Consider the following 15,402-nt stretch of genomic DNA (forward strand, 5'->3'; position numbering starts at 1 on the left):
GTCAGGATTGAGCGGCGGCCCTGCCTTGCTCGACCCGGAGCTTCACGTCCAGTGTCTCGGTGCCACCGCCGGTCCGGCTGCCGCGGATCGGCGCCGCCCCGAGATAGTCCAGGCCGGTGGCGACGCGGATGTAGTTGTCCGTTGGGCTGACATCGTAGCACGGGTCGAACGCCACCCAGCCGAGATCCGGCACCAGGGCCTCGACCCAGCCGTGGGGCGCCTCGACATCCGCCTGCCCGTCCTCCCGGGCCCGGTAGCCGGCGACGTAGCGCGCCGGGATGCCGATGTGGCGGGCGGCGGCGATGAGCACGTGGGCGAGATCCTGGCAGATCCCGCGGCCCGCCGCGAACGCCTTGCCGGCCGGCACCGCGCCGCTCGCGGGACCGGGCTCGTGGGCCACAGCACCGTGGACAGCCCCCATCAGCCGGTGGAGTCGGGCCAAGGTCGCACCGTCGTCCTCGGCGGCGACGCGCTCCGCGAAGGCGTGCAACTCCGGGCTCGCGGCGCACAGGTCCGTGTCGCGCAGGTAGAACTCGTCCGGCAGGCGCTCCACCGTGCCGCGCACGACGCCGTGCGTGTCGTCGGTGTCGACCTCGCCGGTGACCCGGATGGTCAGGGCGTCGGCCGGCTCGTCCGGGGTGAACCAGTGGACGACGTTGCCGAACCCGTCCTCGCGGGCGGTCAGCCGCCCGTCGACGGTGGTGTCGATCCGCCACCCGCGGACGTACTGCCCATCATGGTCGCGCGGCGTCAGCCGCAGGACCTGCACGAGCCCGCGGGCGGGCTGCTCGTACGTGTAGATGGTCTCGTGAACCACGCGGATGCGCATGCGCCGTCCTGTCCGTCCTGTTCAGCCGACCAGATACTGCTTCGCGATCGCCTCGCCCACCTTGTTGTTCTCGGCGATGAACGCCTCGACGAACTCGTGCAGCCCGGTGGCGAAGACCCGGTCGATATCCTCGCCCTCCAGCTTCGCCAACATGTTTCCGGCGAGGCGCTGGCTCGGGCCCCGGCGGCCGTAGGCGTCGGCGATCAGGTCGAGATACTCGACGATCACGCCGTAGCAGTTCGCGAAGGAGCGCGGCATCTGCTTGTTGAGCATCAGGAGGTCGGCCACCAGCAGCGGCTTGATGCTCTCCCGGTAGACCCAGTGGTAGGCGTTGAACGCCGACACTTCGCGCAGGATCGTGGTCCACTGGAAGTAGTCGAGGCTGCCGCCCACCGTCTCGTCGTGCGGCAGCAGGATCTGGTACTTCACGTCGAGGATGCGGGCGGTGTTGTCCGCCCGCTCGATCGCCGTGCCGAGCCGGGTGAACCAGAAGGCGTCGTTGCGCAGCATCGTCCGGAACGCCGAGCCGTCGAAGGTCAGCGAGACGGTCTTCACCCAGTCGAGGAAGCGGCCGAACTCGTCGCGGTTGAGGTCCTTGCCGGCGTAGTTGCGCAGTTCCAGCCACGCGCCGTTGATCGCGTCCCACATCTCGGTGGTGAGCGCCGTGCGGACCGAGCGGGCATTCTCGCGGGCCGCCTCGATGCAGGAGCGGATCGAGGACGGGTTGTGCGGGCTGAAGGCCAGGAAGTCGCAGACCGTGTCGGCGTTGACGGCGCTGTAATGGGTCTTGAACGCGTCGGGGTCACCGGCCGAGGCGAGGGCCGATTCCCACTCGTTGCTCCCGCCGCCGCCGTAGCTCGTCGGCAGAGACGCGAATCGGTGCGCCGCGTCGAGGATGCGGGCGACGAAGTCGGCGCGCTCGACGTAGCGGGAGAGCCAGAAGAGGTTGTCGGCAGTCCTGGAGAGCATCGGTCTTCAGCCAAGTCGTGCGGACCACGGTGTCCGCGCCTCGGAACGTCCGGATATCGCGGAGCTCAGGCGTCGAGCACCCAGGTATCCTTGGTGCCACCGCCCTGGCTGGAATTGACCACCAGGGAGCCTTCCTTCAGCGCCACCCGGGTCAGGCCGCCCGGAACGATGCGGATCTTGTCGGCCCCGCACAGCACGAAGGGCCGCAGGTCGACGTGGCGGGGCGCGACGCCCGAGGCCACGAAGGTCGGGCAGGTGGAGAGCGACAGGGTCGGCTGGGCGATGAACCCGTCCGGGGCGTGCTTGAGCTTCTTGGCGAAGTCGTCGAGCTCGCGCTTGCTGGCATGCGGCCCGACCAGCATCCCGTAGCCGCCCGAGCCGTTGACCTCCTTCACCACCAGGTCGGACAGGTTGTCCATCACGTACGCGAACGCGTCCTTCTCGCGGCACCGATAGGTCGGCACGTTGTGCAGGATCGGCTCCTCGCCGGTGAAGAACTTCACGATCTCCGGCATGTAGCTGTAAACCGCCTTGTCGTCCGAGATGCCGGTCCCGACCGCGTTGGCGAGGGTGACCGAACCGCGCTCGTAGGCGTTCATCAGGCCGGGCACGCCGAGCACCGAGTCCGGGCGGAAGACCAGCGGGTCGAGGAAGTCGTCGTCGAGGCGGCGGTAGATGACGTCGACCTTCCGCGGCCCCTCGGTGGTGCGCATGTAGACGACGTCGTCCTTGGTGAAGAGGTCGGACGCCTCCACCAGCTCGACGCCGAGCTTGTCGGCCAGGAACGAGTGCTCGTAGAACGCGGAATTGTAGCGTCCGGGGGTCAGCAGTACGACGGTCGGGTCCCGGGTCGCCGAGCCCGGCGCGAGGCTGCGCAGGGTGGCGAGCAGGGCGTCCGGGTAGTTCTCCACCGGCGCGACCCGGTGCTTCGAGAACAGGTCCGGGAACAGGCGCAGCATCACCTCCCGGTTCTCCAGCATGTAGGAGACGCCCGACGGGATGCGGGCGTTGTCCTCCAGGACGAAGAAATCGTTCTCGCCGGTCCGGACGATGTCGATGCCGGCGATGTGCACGTAGAGGTCGTGCGGCACGCGGAAGGACCGCATCTCCATGCGGTAATGGGCGTTGCGGTAGACGAGGTCGGCCGGGATGATGCCGGCCTTGATGCATTCCTGGGCGCCGTAGATGTCCTTCAGGAACAGGTTGATGGCGGTGACCCGCTGCGTCAGCCCGCGCTCCAGGAAGGCCCATTCCGGCTTGGTGATCACCCGGGGGATGATGTCGAACGGGATCAGCCGCTCGGTCGACTCGTTGTCGCCGTAGACCGCGAAGGTGATGCCGATCCGGCGGAACAGCAGCTCGGCCTGGCTGCGGCGGGTGTTGAAATGCTCGGGCGGCGTGGAGTCGAGCCAGGCCTTGAGCTGGCCGTAGGCGTCGCGGACGGCCGCCGGATCGGCCGCGCCGATCCCGTTCATCTCGTCGAAGGCCGTCACCGCCATCTCGCTCCTCCCGTACGCTCCCGCTCTTGAGGCAAGAGGCGCGCCACCCGATCATGGCTATATCCGCGGGCGATAACGCTCAAGGCGGCCGGAGGATCAGATCAACTTCAGGCCTTTCAGGCTGGCGTGACCGTTTCGGCCGAGGATCACGTGGTCGTGGACCACGATCTTGAGCGGCGCCAGGACGGCCACGATCTCGCGGGTCATCGCCACGTCGGCCGCCGACGGGGCCGGGTCGCCGGACGGGTGGTTGTGGGCCAGGATGATGGCCGTCGCCGACAGTTCGAGCGCCCGGCGGGCGACCTCGCGCGGGTAGACCGGCGTGTGGTCGACGGTGCCGCGTCCCTGCACCTCGTCGGCGATGAGGTGGTTGCGCTTGTCGAGGAACAGGACGCGGAACTCCTCGCGCGGGGCGAACGCCATGGTGGCGCGCAGATACTCATGCAGCGCGCTCCACGAGCCCAGGAGCGCGCGCTCGCGGATCGCGCCCCGGGCGAGCCGCCGCGCCGCGGCCTCGATCACCTTGAGGTCGGACGCAACCCCGGCGCTCACGCCCTCCACTTCCATGAGCCGCGCCGGCTCGGCGCTGACCACCTCGGCGAAGCTGCCGAACCGGGCGACCAGCGCCTTGGCGAGGGGCTTCACGTCGCGCCGGGGAATCGCCCGGAACAGGACGAGCTCCAGCAGCTCGTAATCGGGCAGCGCGTCGGGCCCCGCGGCGGAGAACTTCTCCCGCAGGCGGTCGCGATGGCCGTGGTAGTGCGGCGTCTCCTTCTCGACCGGCGACGGGGCGGCGCTGTCGGCGAACAGCCCCGCCTCACCGTCGTCCTGCCGCTCGGGCACGGTCGGTCAGGCGGCCGGGTTGACGGGCTGGTGCAGCCCCTTCGGCGAGATCGTGAAGATCTCGACGCCGGTCTCGGTGACACCGACCGTGTGCTCGAACTGGGCGGAGAGCGAGCGGTCGCGGGTCACGGCGGTCCAGCCGTCGCCCAGGACCTTCACGGCGGGCCGGCCCAGATTGATCATCGGCTCGATCGTGAAGAACTGGCCGGGTTTGAACGGCACGTCGTAGCTGGCCTCGACGTAGTGCAGGATCGTGGGCGCGTCGTGGTAGGTGCGCCCGAGGCCGTGGCCGCAGAAATCGCGCACCACCGAGCAACGCTCGCCCTCGGCGTAGGACTGGATCGCCCGGCCGATGTCGTTGGTCGATCCGCCGGGCTTCACAGCGGCGACGCCCCGCATCAGCGCCTCGTAGGTGATCTCGCACAGGCGCTGGGCCTTGCGCGGCACCTCGCCGACATAGGCCATCCGGCTCGAATCACCGTGCCAGCCGTCGAGGATCAGGCAGATGTCGAGGTTGACGATGTCGCCCTCGCGCAGCGGCTTGTCGTTGGGGATGCCGTGGCAGACCACGTGGTTGATCGAGGTGCAGATCGACTTCGGGTAGCCGCGATAGAGCAGCGACGCCGGATAGGCGCCGTGGTCCATGGCGAAGGTGTAGGCGAGCCTGTCGAGCTCCTCGGTGGTGACACCGGGCTGCGTCGCCTCCATCAGCAGGTCGAGGGCCTCGGCGGTGAGCCGCCCCGCCCGGCGCATGCCCTCGAAGCCCTCGGGACCGTGGATCGGCGGTTCCGGGGCGCGGCGCGCACCCTGCGCACTGGCCTGTTCCTGCTGCATGGTCGGGACTTTTTTCGCGGCGGCGTCAATCGGGCTTTGCCCTATGTACGGCGCGGGGCCCGCGAGTCCAAGCCGCATCGGTCGTAGGTCGGGCGAGGCTTGCGCCGGTCGCGGGGCTGGCGGCATAAGCGGCCGCGAGACGCCCGGGAGCGCGCTGGCAGATTCGCCGCGCGGTCAGTCGCGGGGCAGGCGAGGGCCGGATGGCAGGCAAGGCGGTACCGCACTTCCACAACGAGCCGGGCGTGCCGGTTATCACCGTGGGCGTGAAGGAGTTCATGTGCATCGGCGCGCTGCCGCCGTTCGACCACCCGCACGTGTTCCTCGACATGGGCGCCGACAGCGAGATCATCTGCCAGTACTGCTCGACGCTCTACCGCTACCGGGCCGGCCTGAAGGCCGACGAGGCGGAGCCGCAGGCCTGCGTGTGGCGGGACGACGCCAAGGTCGCGGCGGAGTAGGCGCCGCCCACCGTGCCTTCTGGCAGTCCATCACTGCGGATCGGGATCGTCGGGGCCGGGATCGGCGGCCTGACGGCGGCGCTGGCGCTGTCGGATGCCGGCCACGCCGTCACGGTGATCGAGCGCCGGACCGGCTTCAGCGAGGTCGGGGCCGGGATCCAGATCTCACCCAACGCGAGCCGGGCTCTGGCGGGCCTCGGGCTCTCCGCGGCGCTGCGCCGGGCGGCGAGCGAGCCGCCCGCCGTCGAGGTGCGGGCCCTGGACAGCGGCCGCCGCATCGGCGGCGTGGCGCTCGGCGCGCAGGCGCAGAGCCGCTTCGGCGCGCCCTACTACGTGATCCACCGCGCCGACCTGCAGACGCTGCTGCTCGACGCGCTCCGGAGCCGCTCGACGATCCGCCTGCTGATGGGGCGCACCGTCACCGCCGTGTCCCAGACCGCGTCCGAGGCCGTCCTCACCGTCGAGGGCGCGAGCGGGGCCCAGCCGGTCGCCTTCGACCTCGCGATCGGCGCGGACGGGCTGAGGTCCCGGCTGCGCGCGCATCTCGATTCGGCGCCGCTCCGCCCGGGTCAGGCCGCGGCGTGGCGCGCGCTCATCCCGATGGAGGCGGTCCCGCAGGACCTGCGCGGCGGCGCCACCGGCCTGTGGCTCGGCCGCGGCCGGCACGTGGTGCATTACCCGGTGCGGGACGGCCAGTTCCTGAACGTGGTGGCGGTGGTGCCCGAGGCGGTGGGCGACGAGGGCTGGGGCCGGCTCGGGGAGCCGGCCGTGCTGCGCGGGCATCTGCGCGGCAGCGCCGCGCCGCTGCGCGACCTCCTGAGCCTGCCGGATTCCTGGCTGGTCTGGTCGCTCGCCGACCGGGCCGTGGCGCGCCCGCTCGCCCGCGACCGGCTCGCGCTGATCGGCGATGCCGGCCACCCGGTGCTGCCCTATCTCGCGCAGGGGGCCGCCCTGGCGATCGAGGACGCCGCAGTCCTCACGCGCGCCCTCGCGGACAACGCCGACGTTCCGGCCGCGCTCGCGGCGTATTCGGGCGCGCGGACCGCACGGGTGCGACGGGTTCAGAAAGCGGCGCGGAGCAACGGCCGAACCTACCACGCCGGCGGCGTGGTGGCGTTCCTGCGCAACGCCGTGATGGCCCGTCTCGGCCCAGACGGCATGCGCGACCGCTACGCCTGGCTGTATGGCTGGACGCCCCCCGCTTGATCGGACCCGCCGCCCCCGCTACCGAGGGTGCATGCGGACGTGGCGGAACCGGTAGACGCACGAGACTTAAAATCTTGCGGCCGCGAGGCCGTGCGGGTTCGAGTCCCGCCGTCCGCACCAGCACGCAGCGCGACGCCGGACCGGGATGCCGGAGGGGAATGGCGTGGTCTACGTGCTCATCATCATGCTCGCCGGCTCGGGCTCCGCGATCGGATCCGTCGAGTTCAACACGAAGCAGGCCTGCGAGGCCGCCGCGAAGCAGATCGCCGAGGCGGAGCGGCCCTACGGCGGCGCCTCTCCGGTGACCGTGTGCGCGCCGAAGGGGTGAGGCGGACGCGGCGGCCGTCGCGCCGGATGGATTGCATTTGAGCGATCGCCGAAACCGGCCCTTGTCGTGTCCCTGCCAGAGTGGCGGCGGGGAGATTCCGGTATGATCGACGCCCTTCAGACCGCCGCGACCGGCATGACCCGGGCCACCGACCGGCTCGGGAAAGCCGCCGAGACCATCGCGGCGAGCGGCGCGCCCACCGGCGACACGGCCCTGCCGCCGGCCGCGCAGGTGGACCTGTCGGGCGCCGCGCTGGACCTGATCGGGTCGCGGTCGGCCTTCGCGCTGAACGCCGCGGTGGCGCGCTCCGCCGACCGCATGATGGGCCAGCTCCTCGACGTCACCGCCTGAGCGCCGGGAGGGCGATGCCAGCCAGGATCGCGGCCGCCGCGAAGAGCAGGGCCACGCCGACGAGGCGGTAGGCCACGACCCCCACCACACCGCCCACCAGGAAGGCGCCGACGGTCAGCAGGTACAGCCGCAGCCGCTCCGGATCGTGGGGCTTGAGTGGATCCGCGCCGGATGGGCCGCGGTCCAGCCAGCGCGCGAGTTCGATGCCGATGTCTGTGATCATGCCGGTCACGTGCGTGGTCCGCACCCGCGATTCGGAGATCTTCGTCACGGCCGCGTTCTGAAGGCCCAGGACGAAGCTCAAGCCGAGCACCAGGGCGTGGCTCCGCGCAGGCTCCTCGAGCGGCAGCACGACCAAGCCGACGGCGACGAGGAGGATCGCCTCCGCGCAGACCCCGTAGGCGTAGGCGCCCGGTCGGTGCCCGCGGCGGCGGCGGCGGATCAGCAGCGTCGCGGTGGCGGCGCCGAGCACGAACAGGACGACGAGCAGACCGGCCTGCGCGGCGAGGAGCAGGTCGCCCGTGCCGGTCCTGTCCGAGATGGCCGAGACGTTCCCGGTCATGTTCGAGGCGTAGAGGCCCACCGCGTAGAAGCCGGCGGTGTTCAGCGCGCCGGCCACCCCGGCGAGGGAGAGGGCGAGCGCCCTGTCGGCCTCGGGGGTGCGCGTCACGCCTTCGTGGACCAGCATGGACCCGTCGATGACCCGTCGGTGGGGTGCCGGAAACCGGATTCGGTCGGCGCCGCCACCGTCTTAAGCCACGCGCCCGGGCGCCGTCACGGCGCCGGACGCAACCCCCGGCTCACCAGCCGCGATAGCCGTAGCCGCCCTCGTAATCCCCGCCCCAGTGGCGGGCGGGGCCGTAGCCGACCGGGACCCGCTCGTAAGTCACGGTCCGGCGGGTGGCGTAGACCGGCGCGTCCTCCTCGTAGACGCGGTAGACCGGGGGCCGCCGCACGACCACGGGAGCCGGGGCGTAGCCGTAATCCGCGTATCCGTAGCCGTAGCCGGGCGCCGCGTGGGCCTGGGTCGCGGCGCCGATCAGGGCGCCGGCCGCGAGGCCGCCGATGATGCCGGCCGCGATGGCGCCGCCGCCGCGGGCCTCGGCGGCGGTGGAGGCCAGGGTGCCCGCGCCGATCAGCGCGGCGGCCGAGAGCAGAGCGATGCGTGTCATGACCTGTCTCCGGTGGGTGCGGGGAGCGCCTGCGGCGCCCCGGATCACACGAGGGACAATGCCGCGCCCGCGCTGCACCGATGCTGAAGCCGGCCTGCAGCCACGGTTCAGCTTGCCGGTCCGGCCTCCGTGTCGGGGGCGGTGCGGATGTAGCCTCGGGAGATCAGGCGACTGCGCTCGCGCGTGCGCCGCTCGGCCTCCATCAGGTCGGACAGGGCGTCGGCGATCGCGCAGCGCAGGGCGATCCCGGCATCGCCGCCCGCGAAGCCGAGATACGCGGTGCTGATCGCCTCGACGGGGCATACGTGATCGTCGCGCTGGGCCAGGACCTGGGTCAGCATCGGGTTCTCCTTCGTCGCGTCCGGGAACGAAAAGAGAACAAGCCATAAGGGTTAACGTTCCGTCAACGGCGGCCGGGCCGGCCGCGCGTGACCGGCCAAACCCTGTGGACAACGCTGTTTCCGCTGCCGGACGACTGTGGATAAGCCGGCTCACTCGGGCATGCGCGGCAGCGGCTTGCCGTCGGCGGGAATCGGGTAGCGGGCCGCGTTCAGCTCCATCGCCAGGAACGTGTAGTAGCCGGAGATCGCCGCCAGATCGACGACGCCGGGCTTGCCGAACCGGGCCTCGGCGCGGGCGAAGGTCGCGTCGGAGACGCGCTTCGTGTCCTGGAGCTCGGCGGTGAACTCGTACACGAGGGTCTCGTCGTCGCTCATCTTCGCCGGCCGGCGGCCGTCGCGGATCGCCGCGATGATGTCAGCGGAGATGCCGGCCTTCTCGGCGATCGGCGCGTGGACGTACCACTCGTAGTCCTGCGTCCAGCGGCGGGCGGTCATCAGGATCACCAGCTCCGAGAGCGTGGTGCCGATCTTCGGCTTGAAGCGGAGGTAGTCGCCCATCGACCGGGCGAGCGACATCACCTCCGGCGAGTACATGAGCGGCTCGAACGGCCCGAAGGGCGGCTTGCCGCGCGCCTGCGCGAAGGCCTCGGCCGCCTGCTTCTGCTCGGGCGTGTAGTCCTGGAGCGGGATGGTCGGCAGCCGGTCCTGCGCCCGCGCCGCCACGGTCGCCAGCGGGGTCGCCAGCGGCAGGGCCAGGGCGAGGGCGGCTAGAGTCAGCGCGCGGCGGCGGAGGGTCATCGTTTCGCTCCCGTTGGATCTGTGCAGTCGCGCCGCACGATCGCGGCGGCGCCGCGCGGCCACCAGGGCCCGGGGCGGCAAGCCCGTGTCGAATCGCGCGCGGCGTCACGGGAATGCCGGACGCGTCGCGGTCCCGGGCCCGGCCCGGTTGCGCTCGGCGCCGCACCGCGCCATCAGCGGCCGCGATGGCCGGTCCCGCACCCGTGCTGCCGATCGAGGCGGCGCTCCCCGATCTGCGCCGCGCGCTCGCCGCGCGGAACGCCGCCGTCCTGGTGGCGGCCCCCGGCGCCGGCAAGACGACGCGCGTGCCCCTCGACCTGCTCGCGGCGCCCTGGCTCGACGGGCGCAAGATCGTCCTGCTGGAGCCGCGCCGCCTCGCCGCGCGGGCCGCCGCCGCCCGGATGGCGCAGACGCTCGGTGAGTCGGTCGGCGGCACGGTCGGCCTGCGGGTCCGCCTCGGCTCGAAGATCACCGCGCGGACGCGGATCGAGGTGGTCACCGAGGGCGTGTTCACCCGGATGATCCTGGACGATCCGGAACTCTCCGGGATCGGCGCCGTCCTGTTCGACGAGTTCCACGAGCGCTCCCTCGATGCCGATCTCGGCCTCGCGCTGGCGCTCGACGCGCAGGGCGGCCTGCGGGAAGACCTGCGGATCCTCGTCATGTCGGCGACCCTCGACGGCGCCCGGGTCGCGCGGCTGATGGGCGACGCCCCGGTCGTGGCCTCCGAGGGGCGCGCCTTCCCGGTGGAGACCCGCTACGCGGAGCGCGATCCGAACCGGCGGATCGAGGACTCGGTCGCCGAGGTCACGCTGCGGGCCCTGCGGGCCGATCCGGGCTCGATCCTGGTGTTCCTGCCGGGGCAGGCGGAGATCCGCAGGACCGCGGATCTCCTGGCCGAGAAGGTCGGCCCCGACGTGCAGGTCGCGCCCCTCTACGGCGCGCTGACGCCCGCCGAGCAGGACCGCGCCGTCGCGCCGGCCTCCGCCGGAACGCGGAAGGTCGTCCTCGCGACCAGCATCGCCGAGACCTCCCTCACCATCGAGGGCGTCCGGATCGTGGTCGATTCGGGGCTGGCGCGGGTCCCGGTCTACGAGCCGGGCCTCGGTCTGACCCGCTTGGTCACGGCCCGCGCCTCCCGCGCCTCGGTGGACCAGCGCCGGGGCCGCGCCGGCCGCACCGAGCCCGGCCTGTGCTGGCGGCTCTGGTCCGAGGCCGGCACCAACGCCCTGGAGCCGTTCACGCGGCCCGAGATCCTGTCGGCCGACCTCGCCGGGCTGCTCCTCGACTGCGCCGCCTGGGGCGTGACCGACCCGGGCGCGCTCGCCTTCCTCGACCCGCCGCCGGCGCCGGCCCTGGCGGAGGCCCGCGCCCTGCTGAGTGAGCTGGGCGCCCTCGACGCCGACGGCCGCCTGACGCCGGTCGGCGCGCGCCTGCGGGCGCTGCCGCTGCCGCCGCGGCTCGCCCGGATGGTGACGGTTGCGGCCGGTACCGGCCAGGCGCGAGCCGCCGCCGACCTCGCCGCCGTGCTGGTCGAGCGCGGCCTCGGCGGCGACGGGGCCGACCTCGACGACCGGGTCGAGCGCTTCCGCCGCGACCGGGGCGGGCGCGCCGCCGACATGCGCCGGCTCGCCGAGGGCTGGGCCCGGATCGCCGGAGCCGGCGGGTCGGCGAGTCCGGATGCCGGCCCGGCCGCCGCCGGGCCGCTCCTGGCGCTCGCCTACCCCGACCGGGTCGCCCGGGCGCGCGGCCGCGAGGGCGAGTTCGTGATGGCGAGCGGTCGGGCCGGGCGCCTCGACCCGGCGAGCCCGCTCGCCCGCGAGACCCATCTGGTGGTCGCCGACCTCTCCGGATCGGCCGGGAACGCCCGGATCCTGGCCGCGGCGGCGATCGGCACCGAGGCGATCGAGCGCCTCTTCGCCGATCGGATCGAGTCGCGCACCGAGATCGCCTTCGATCCGCAGGCGGCCGCCCTGCGGGCGCGTGCGGTCCGGCGGCTCGGCGCGGTCAGTCTCGGGTCACGGCCGCTGCCGGTGCCGCCCGATACGGACAGCGCCGCGATCCTGGCGCGCGGCATCGCCGATCTCGGGATCGACCGCCTGCCGTGGACGCCGGCCCTGGCGCAGTGGCGGGCCCGGGTGACCTTCTTGCACGCCGCCGACGGCGCGGCCTGGCCCGACCTGTCGGACGACGCCCTGGCCCGCACCGCGGAGACGTGGCTGGCGCCCGCCGTAGTGGGGCGCGCCGCCCTGGCGTCGGTCACGGCGAGCGACCTCGCGGACGCACTCCAGGCCCTGCTGCCCTGGGACCTGCGCGCGCGGCTCGACGCGGAGGCACCGACCCATGTCGAGGTGCCGACCGGCTCCCGCATCCCGGTGGATTACACGGCCGAGGAACCGGCGCTGGCGGTCCGGGTCCAGGAGCTGTTCGGCCTCGACCGGCATCCCAGGGCCGGCGGCCGGCCGCTGGTCCTGCACCTGCTGTCGCCGGCCCAGCGGCCGATCCAGATCACCCGGGACCTGCCGGGCTTCTGGCGCGGTTCCTGGGCGGCGGTGCGGTCCGAGATGCGCGGGCGCTACCCGCGCCATCCCTGGCCGGAGGACCCGCTCAGCGAGGCCCCGACCCGCCGGGCCAAGCCCCGGGGAACCTGACAGCCGGCCTCCGAGACCCCGACATGAACGGACCCGACGCGATGACGACCGACACGGATGCCCACGACCCCGCCGCCCACGACCCCGCCGAAGGCTGGACGCCGGTGGAGGACAAGGGCTTCATCGCCCATGTCGGGCCGTTGCACGTCCGCGGCGCGGACGGCGCCTATGCCTTCCGGGCCGATCAGAAGCACGCCAACCTGATCGGCGTGGTCCACGGCGGCATGCTGATGAGCTTCGCCGACCGCGCCCTCGGCGAGACCGCGATGCGCGCCGCCGGGGGCGCCAACTGCGTGACCATCCAGCTGGAGATGAAGTTCATCGATGTCGGCCGACTCGGCGACTGGATCGAGATCCGGCCGCAGGTCGTCAAGCGCACGGGCTCCCTGGTATTCATGCGCGGCGACGTCCGCGACGGCACACGTCTCCTCGCCTCGGCGGACGGCGTCTGGAAGATCCTTAGGCGCCGTCCCGATTGACCCGCGCAGGACGACGGTCCTAACCTGCCCGGGCGCATCGCGGCGCAGAGGCCCGATGTGCGGGGGAGGATCGCATGCGACCGTCGCCGACCGACGCATCCGGGATCGCGGCTGAACGCGGGTCCGCCCCGCGATCCCGGCGCACGATCCTCGCGGGCCTGGGGGCCCTGGCCGTCACTGCCGGCGACGCGGCGGCCCGACCGGAACCGCCCAGCACGGTGACGAGCCCGCCGCGCGACTTCCGGCCTGGCGCCGCCCCGACCACCTACTTCACCGATCCGGACATCGTCACGGTCGACCCGGCGTTCGAGCCCTACATCGTGCCCAACAGTGCCATCCGCCGGCTCTGGACCGGCGCCCTCTGGGCGGAGGGACCGGCCTGGAACTCGGTCGGCCGTTACCTGGTCTGGAGCGACATCCCGAACAACCGGCAGATGCGCTGGCTGGAGGAGGACGGGCACGTCTCCACCTTCCGGATGCCGAGCAACAACTCCAACGGCAACAGCTTCGATCGCCAGGGGCGACAGCTTACCTGCGAGCACGCCACCGGGCGGGTCGTCCGCTACGAGCTCGACGGCTCGGCGACGGTCCTGGCCGATTCGTTCGAAGGCAAGCCGCTCAACTCGCCCAACGACGTCGTCCAGCACCCGGACGGCGCCTACTGGTTCTCCGATCCGCCCTACGGCGCGCTGCTCTACGAGGGCCTGCCCGACGTCGCCGGTGGCCCGAGCAACCGGCAGGGCCATCTCGATCCGCGGCTCGGCCAGCCCGCCGGGACCGTCCCGCGGCGACGCGTGCTCCCGAACGCCGTCTACCGCATCGACCCGTCCGGCCGGGTCGACCGGGTGCTCACCGACGACCAGGTGCCCGACCCCAACGGCCTGTGCTTCTCGCCCGATCACCGGACGCTCTACGTCTGCTCCACCGGCAAGGGTCCCGGGGATACCGGACCCGGCGGCAAGGGCGAGATCTACGCCTTCGACGTCGGGGCCGGGGCGGCGCTCTCGAACAAGCGCCTCTTCTCGGACTGCGTCGTGGACGGGGTGAAATGCGGGCCCGACGGCCTGCGGACCGACGTCGACGGCAATCTCTGGGTGTCGAGCAATGCCGGCCGGGCCGTGGGCTACAACGGCGTCACCGTCTGGACGCCCCAGGGCAAGCTCATCGGTCGGATCCGCCTGCCGGAAGTATGCGGGAATCTCACCTTCGGCGGCCCCAAGCGCAACCGCCTGTTCATGGCGGCGAGCCAGTCGCTCTACGCCCTGACGGTGAATACCCAGGGCGCCGGGCCGGCCTAGGATCGCGCACCTGCGATCCGGGACGGAACCGGCGCCGATCCTCCTCTCGGCCATGGCTGACCGGGCATCGCGACGCTATCTGTCACGGGCATGAGCGAGGATCCCGCCCCCGACCCGACCTTGAGCCGCCTCAGCGCGGCCCTCGGGGATCTGCCGAAGCGCGGGCTGCCACCGGTGGAGCGGTGGGACCCACCCTATTGCGGCGCCATCGACATCCGCATCGCCGCGGACGGGACGTGGTTCCACAACGGCTCGCCGATCCGACGGGACAAGCTGGTCAAGCTCTTCGCCACCATCCTGCGGCGCGAGCCGGACGGCCGGACCGTCCTGGTCACGCCGGTGGAGAGCGTGGGCATCACCGTGGACGACGCGGCCTTCGTGGCCGTCGAGATGGCGGTGGACGGGAGCGGGGCGGACCGGCGGGTCTCGTTCCGGACCAACGTCGACGACCTGGTGAGCGTCGACGCCGACCACGCCCTCCGCTTCGAGGAGGCGCCGGACGGGGCGCTGAAGCCCTACCTCCATGTCCGCCGCGGGCTGTGGGCGCTCGTGACCCGGGCGCTCACCTACGACCTCGTGGACCTCGCCGAGGAGCGTCTGGTCGACGGGAAGCCCTGGCTCGGCCTGTGGGCCGGCGGCGCCTTCCACTCGATCGCGCCGGTCGCCGCCGCGTGAGCGACCCGCTCGCCGACTTCCTCGCCCGCGCCGCCGCCGGCCTGTCGCCGGACCCGCCCGGACCGGACGATCCGACCTCCAATCCCCGGGGCGACCACAGCCTCGATCCGGACGGGACGGCCGTGATCCCGCCGCCGCCGCACCGCCGGGCCGCCGTCCTCGTGCCGGTCGTGCCGCGCGCGGACGGTCCGACCCTGATCCTGACGATGCGGGCCGCCAACCTGCGCGACCATTCCGGGCAGGTGGCGCTGCCGGGGGGCAAGATCGATCCGTCCGATCCCGGGCCTGCGGACGCGGCCCTGCGGGAAGCCTACGAGGAGATCGGGCTGCCGCCCGAGGCGGTGCGGTTCCTCGGCTATCTCGACCCATACCTCTCGGGCACCGGCTTCCTCGTGACGCCGGTCATCGGCCTGGTCGATCCCGGCGCGGTCCTGACGCCGAACCCGGACGAGGTGGCCGACGTCTTCGAGGTGCCGCTCCCGTTCCTCATGGATCCGGAGCGCTACCGCCTGCGCTCCCGCGCGTGGCAGGGCCGCGAGCGCTGGTTCTACGCCCTGACCTTCGGCGAGCGGCTGATCTGGGGCGTCACCGCCGGGATCCTGAACAATCTGCGGGAACGGCTCTACCCGGAGGCGGCGCCGGGCGACGCCGACCGCGCAGCGCGTTAGGCT

At 72.5% G+C, this 15,402-nt stretch carries 18 protein-coding genes and 1 tRNA gene; 10 read left to right on the top strand and 9 right to left on the bottom strand.

From position 1 onward, the window contains the following. Position 1: 1 nt before the first annotated feature. The 5 genes from C4T42_RS14665 to map all read right to left on the bottom strand — a co-directional run bounded on the left by C4T42_RS14665 (position 2) and on the right by map (position 4,974). Positions 2 to 829, bottom strand: a complete 828-nt coding sequence (locus tag C4T42_RS14665; protein WP_020093522.1) for a transglutaminase family protein — start codon at positions 827 to 829, stop codon at positions 2 to 4. 21 nt (positions 830 to 850) lie between these two features. After that, positions 851 to 1,798, bottom strand: a complete 948-nt coding sequence (locus tag C4T42_RS14670) for an alpha-E domain-containing protein (RefSeq protein WP_056522445.1) — start codon at positions 1,796 to 1,798, stop codon at positions 851 to 853. Between the two features lie 65 nt (positions 1,799 to 1,863). After that, positions 1,864 to 3,297, bottom strand: a complete 1,434-nt coding sequence (locus C4T42_RS14675; protein ID WP_020093520.1) for a circularly permuted type 2 ATP-grasp protein — start codon at positions 3,295 to 3,297, stop codon at positions 1,864 to 1,866. Between the two features lie 96 nt (positions 3,298 to 3,393). Further along, entirely contained in the window at positions 3,394 to 4,140 is a 747-nt protein-coding gene (radC, locus tag C4T42_RS14680; protein WP_020093519.1) for a DNA repair protein RadC, read from the bottom strand. A 6-nt stretch (positions 4,141 to 4,146) separates the two neighbouring features. Beyond that, a complete protein-coding gene (gene map, locus C4T42_RS14685) occupies positions 4,147 to 4,974 on the bottom strand; it encodes a type I methionyl aminopeptidase (protein ID WP_056522448.1) in 828 nt (275 codons plus the stop codon). A 200-nt stretch (positions 4,975 to 5,174) separates the two neighbouring features. On the opposite strand from map, the gene C4T42_RS14690 reads away from it, so the two are divergent. The 5 genes from C4T42_RS14690 (at position 5,175) to C4T42_RS14710 (ending at position 7,317) form a co-directional block, all read left to right on the top strand. Further along, positions 5,175 to 5,432, top strand: a complete 258-nt coding sequence (locus C4T42_RS14690; RefSeq protein WP_020093518.1) for a zinc-finger domain-containing protein — start codon at positions 5,175 to 5,177, stop codon at positions 5,430 to 5,432. Between the two features lie 12 nt (positions 5,433 to 5,444). Further along, positions 5,445 to 6,638 (top strand): FAD-dependent monooxygenase, encoded by a 1,194-nt coding sequence (locus C4T42_RS14695; protein ID WP_056522450.1) that lies wholly within the window; start codon positions 5,445 to 5,447, stop codon positions 6,636 to 6,638. Positions 6,639 to 6,671: 33 nt separating this feature from the next. Next, positions 6,672 to 6,758, top strand: a tRNA-Leu gene (locus C4T42_RS14700). Positions 6,759 to 6,783: 25 nt separating this feature from the next. Continuing rightward, positions 6,784 to 6,966 carry a hypothetical protein gene (locus tag C4T42_RS14705; protein WP_020093516.1) on the top strand — a complete coding sequence of 61 codons (183 nt, stop codon included), beginning with the start codon at positions 6,784 to 6,786 and terminating at the stop codon, positions 6,964 to 6,966. A 102-nt stretch (positions 6,967 to 7,068) separates the two neighbouring features. Further along, entirely contained in the window at positions 7,069 to 7,317 is a 249-nt protein-coding gene (locus tag C4T42_RS14710) for a flagellar protein (RefSeq protein ID WP_103985299.1), read from the top strand. On the opposite strand, the gene C4T42_RS14715 is transcribed toward C4T42_RS14710, so the two are convergent. The 4 genes from C4T42_RS14715 to C4T42_RS14730 form a co-directional block, all read right to left on the bottom strand. Beyond that, positions 7,307 to 8,005, bottom strand: a complete 699-nt coding sequence (locus C4T42_RS14715) for a YoaK family protein (protein WP_103985300.1) — start codon at positions 8,003 to 8,005, stop codon at positions 7,307 to 7,309. The two genes, C4T42_RS14710 and C4T42_RS14715, sit on opposite strands and share 11 nt — an antisense overlap. A gap of 112 nt (positions 8,006 to 8,117) precedes the next feature. After that, positions 8,118 to 8,489: a hypothetical protein gene (locus C4T42_RS14720; protein WP_020093513.1), complete on the bottom strand. Its 372-nt coding sequence runs from the start codon at positions 8,487 to 8,489 to the stop codon at positions 8,118 to 8,120. Positions 8,490 to 8,596: 107 nt separating this feature from the next. Continuing rightward, positions 8,597 to 8,830 carry a hypothetical protein gene (locus tag C4T42_RS14725; protein ID WP_020093512.1) on the bottom strand — a complete coding sequence of 78 codons (234 nt, stop codon included), beginning with the start codon at positions 8,828 to 8,830 and terminating at the stop codon, positions 8,597 to 8,599. A 150-nt stretch (positions 8,831 to 8,980) separates the two neighbouring features. After that, positions 8,981 to 9,628, bottom strand: coding sequence for a 4-carboxy muconolactone decarboxylase (locus C4T42_RS14730; protein ID WP_103985301.1), 648 nt, complete (start codon positions 9,626 to 9,628; stop codon positions 8,981 to 8,983). 185 nt (positions 9,629 to 9,813) lie between these two features. Here C4T42_RS14730 and hrpB point away from each other — a divergent pair, with 185 nt between their 5' ends. The 5 genes from hrpB to C4T42_RS14755 all read left to right on the top strand — a co-directional run bounded on the left by hrpB (position 9,814) and on the right by C4T42_RS14755 (position 15,399). Continuing rightward, positions 9,814 to 12,279, top strand: a complete 2,466-nt coding sequence (gene hrpB, locus C4T42_RS14735; RefSeq protein WP_103985302.1) for an ATP-dependent helicase HrpB — start codon at positions 9,814 to 9,816, stop codon at positions 12,277 to 12,279. 41 nt (positions 12,280 to 12,320) lie between these two features. Next, a complete protein-coding gene (locus tag C4T42_RS14740) occupies positions 12,321 to 12,758 on the top strand; it encodes a PaaI family thioesterase (RefSeq protein ID WP_103985371.1) in 438 nt (145 codons plus the stop codon). A gap of 74 nt (positions 12,759 to 12,832) precedes the next feature. Further along, a complete protein-coding gene (locus C4T42_RS14745) occupies positions 12,833 to 14,056 on the top strand; it encodes an SMP-30/gluconolactonase/LRE family protein (RefSeq protein ID WP_103985303.1) in 1,224 nt (407 codons plus the stop codon). A gap of 90 nt (positions 14,057 to 14,146) precedes the next feature. Next, positions 14,147 to 14,731: a DUF1285 domain-containing protein gene (locus tag C4T42_RS14750; protein WP_103985304.1), complete on the top strand. Its 585-nt coding sequence runs from the start codon at positions 14,147 to 14,149 to the stop codon at positions 14,729 to 14,731. Continuing rightward, positions 14,728 to 15,399: a CoA pyrophosphatase gene (locus C4T42_RS14755; protein ID WP_056522483.1), complete on the top strand. Its 672-nt coding sequence runs from the start codon at positions 14,728 to 14,730 to the stop codon at positions 15,397 to 15,399. The genes C4T42_RS14750 and C4T42_RS14755 overlap by 4 nt, the downstream gene beginning before the upstream one ends. Positions 15,400 to 15,402: the final 3 nt, after the last annotated feature.

The sequence above is a fragment of the Methylobacterium sp. 190mf genome, assembly GCF_900107945.1.
Taxonomy (GTDB): domain Bacteria; phylum Pseudomonadota; class Alphaproteobacteria; order Rhizobiales; family Beijerinckiaceae; genus Methylobacterium.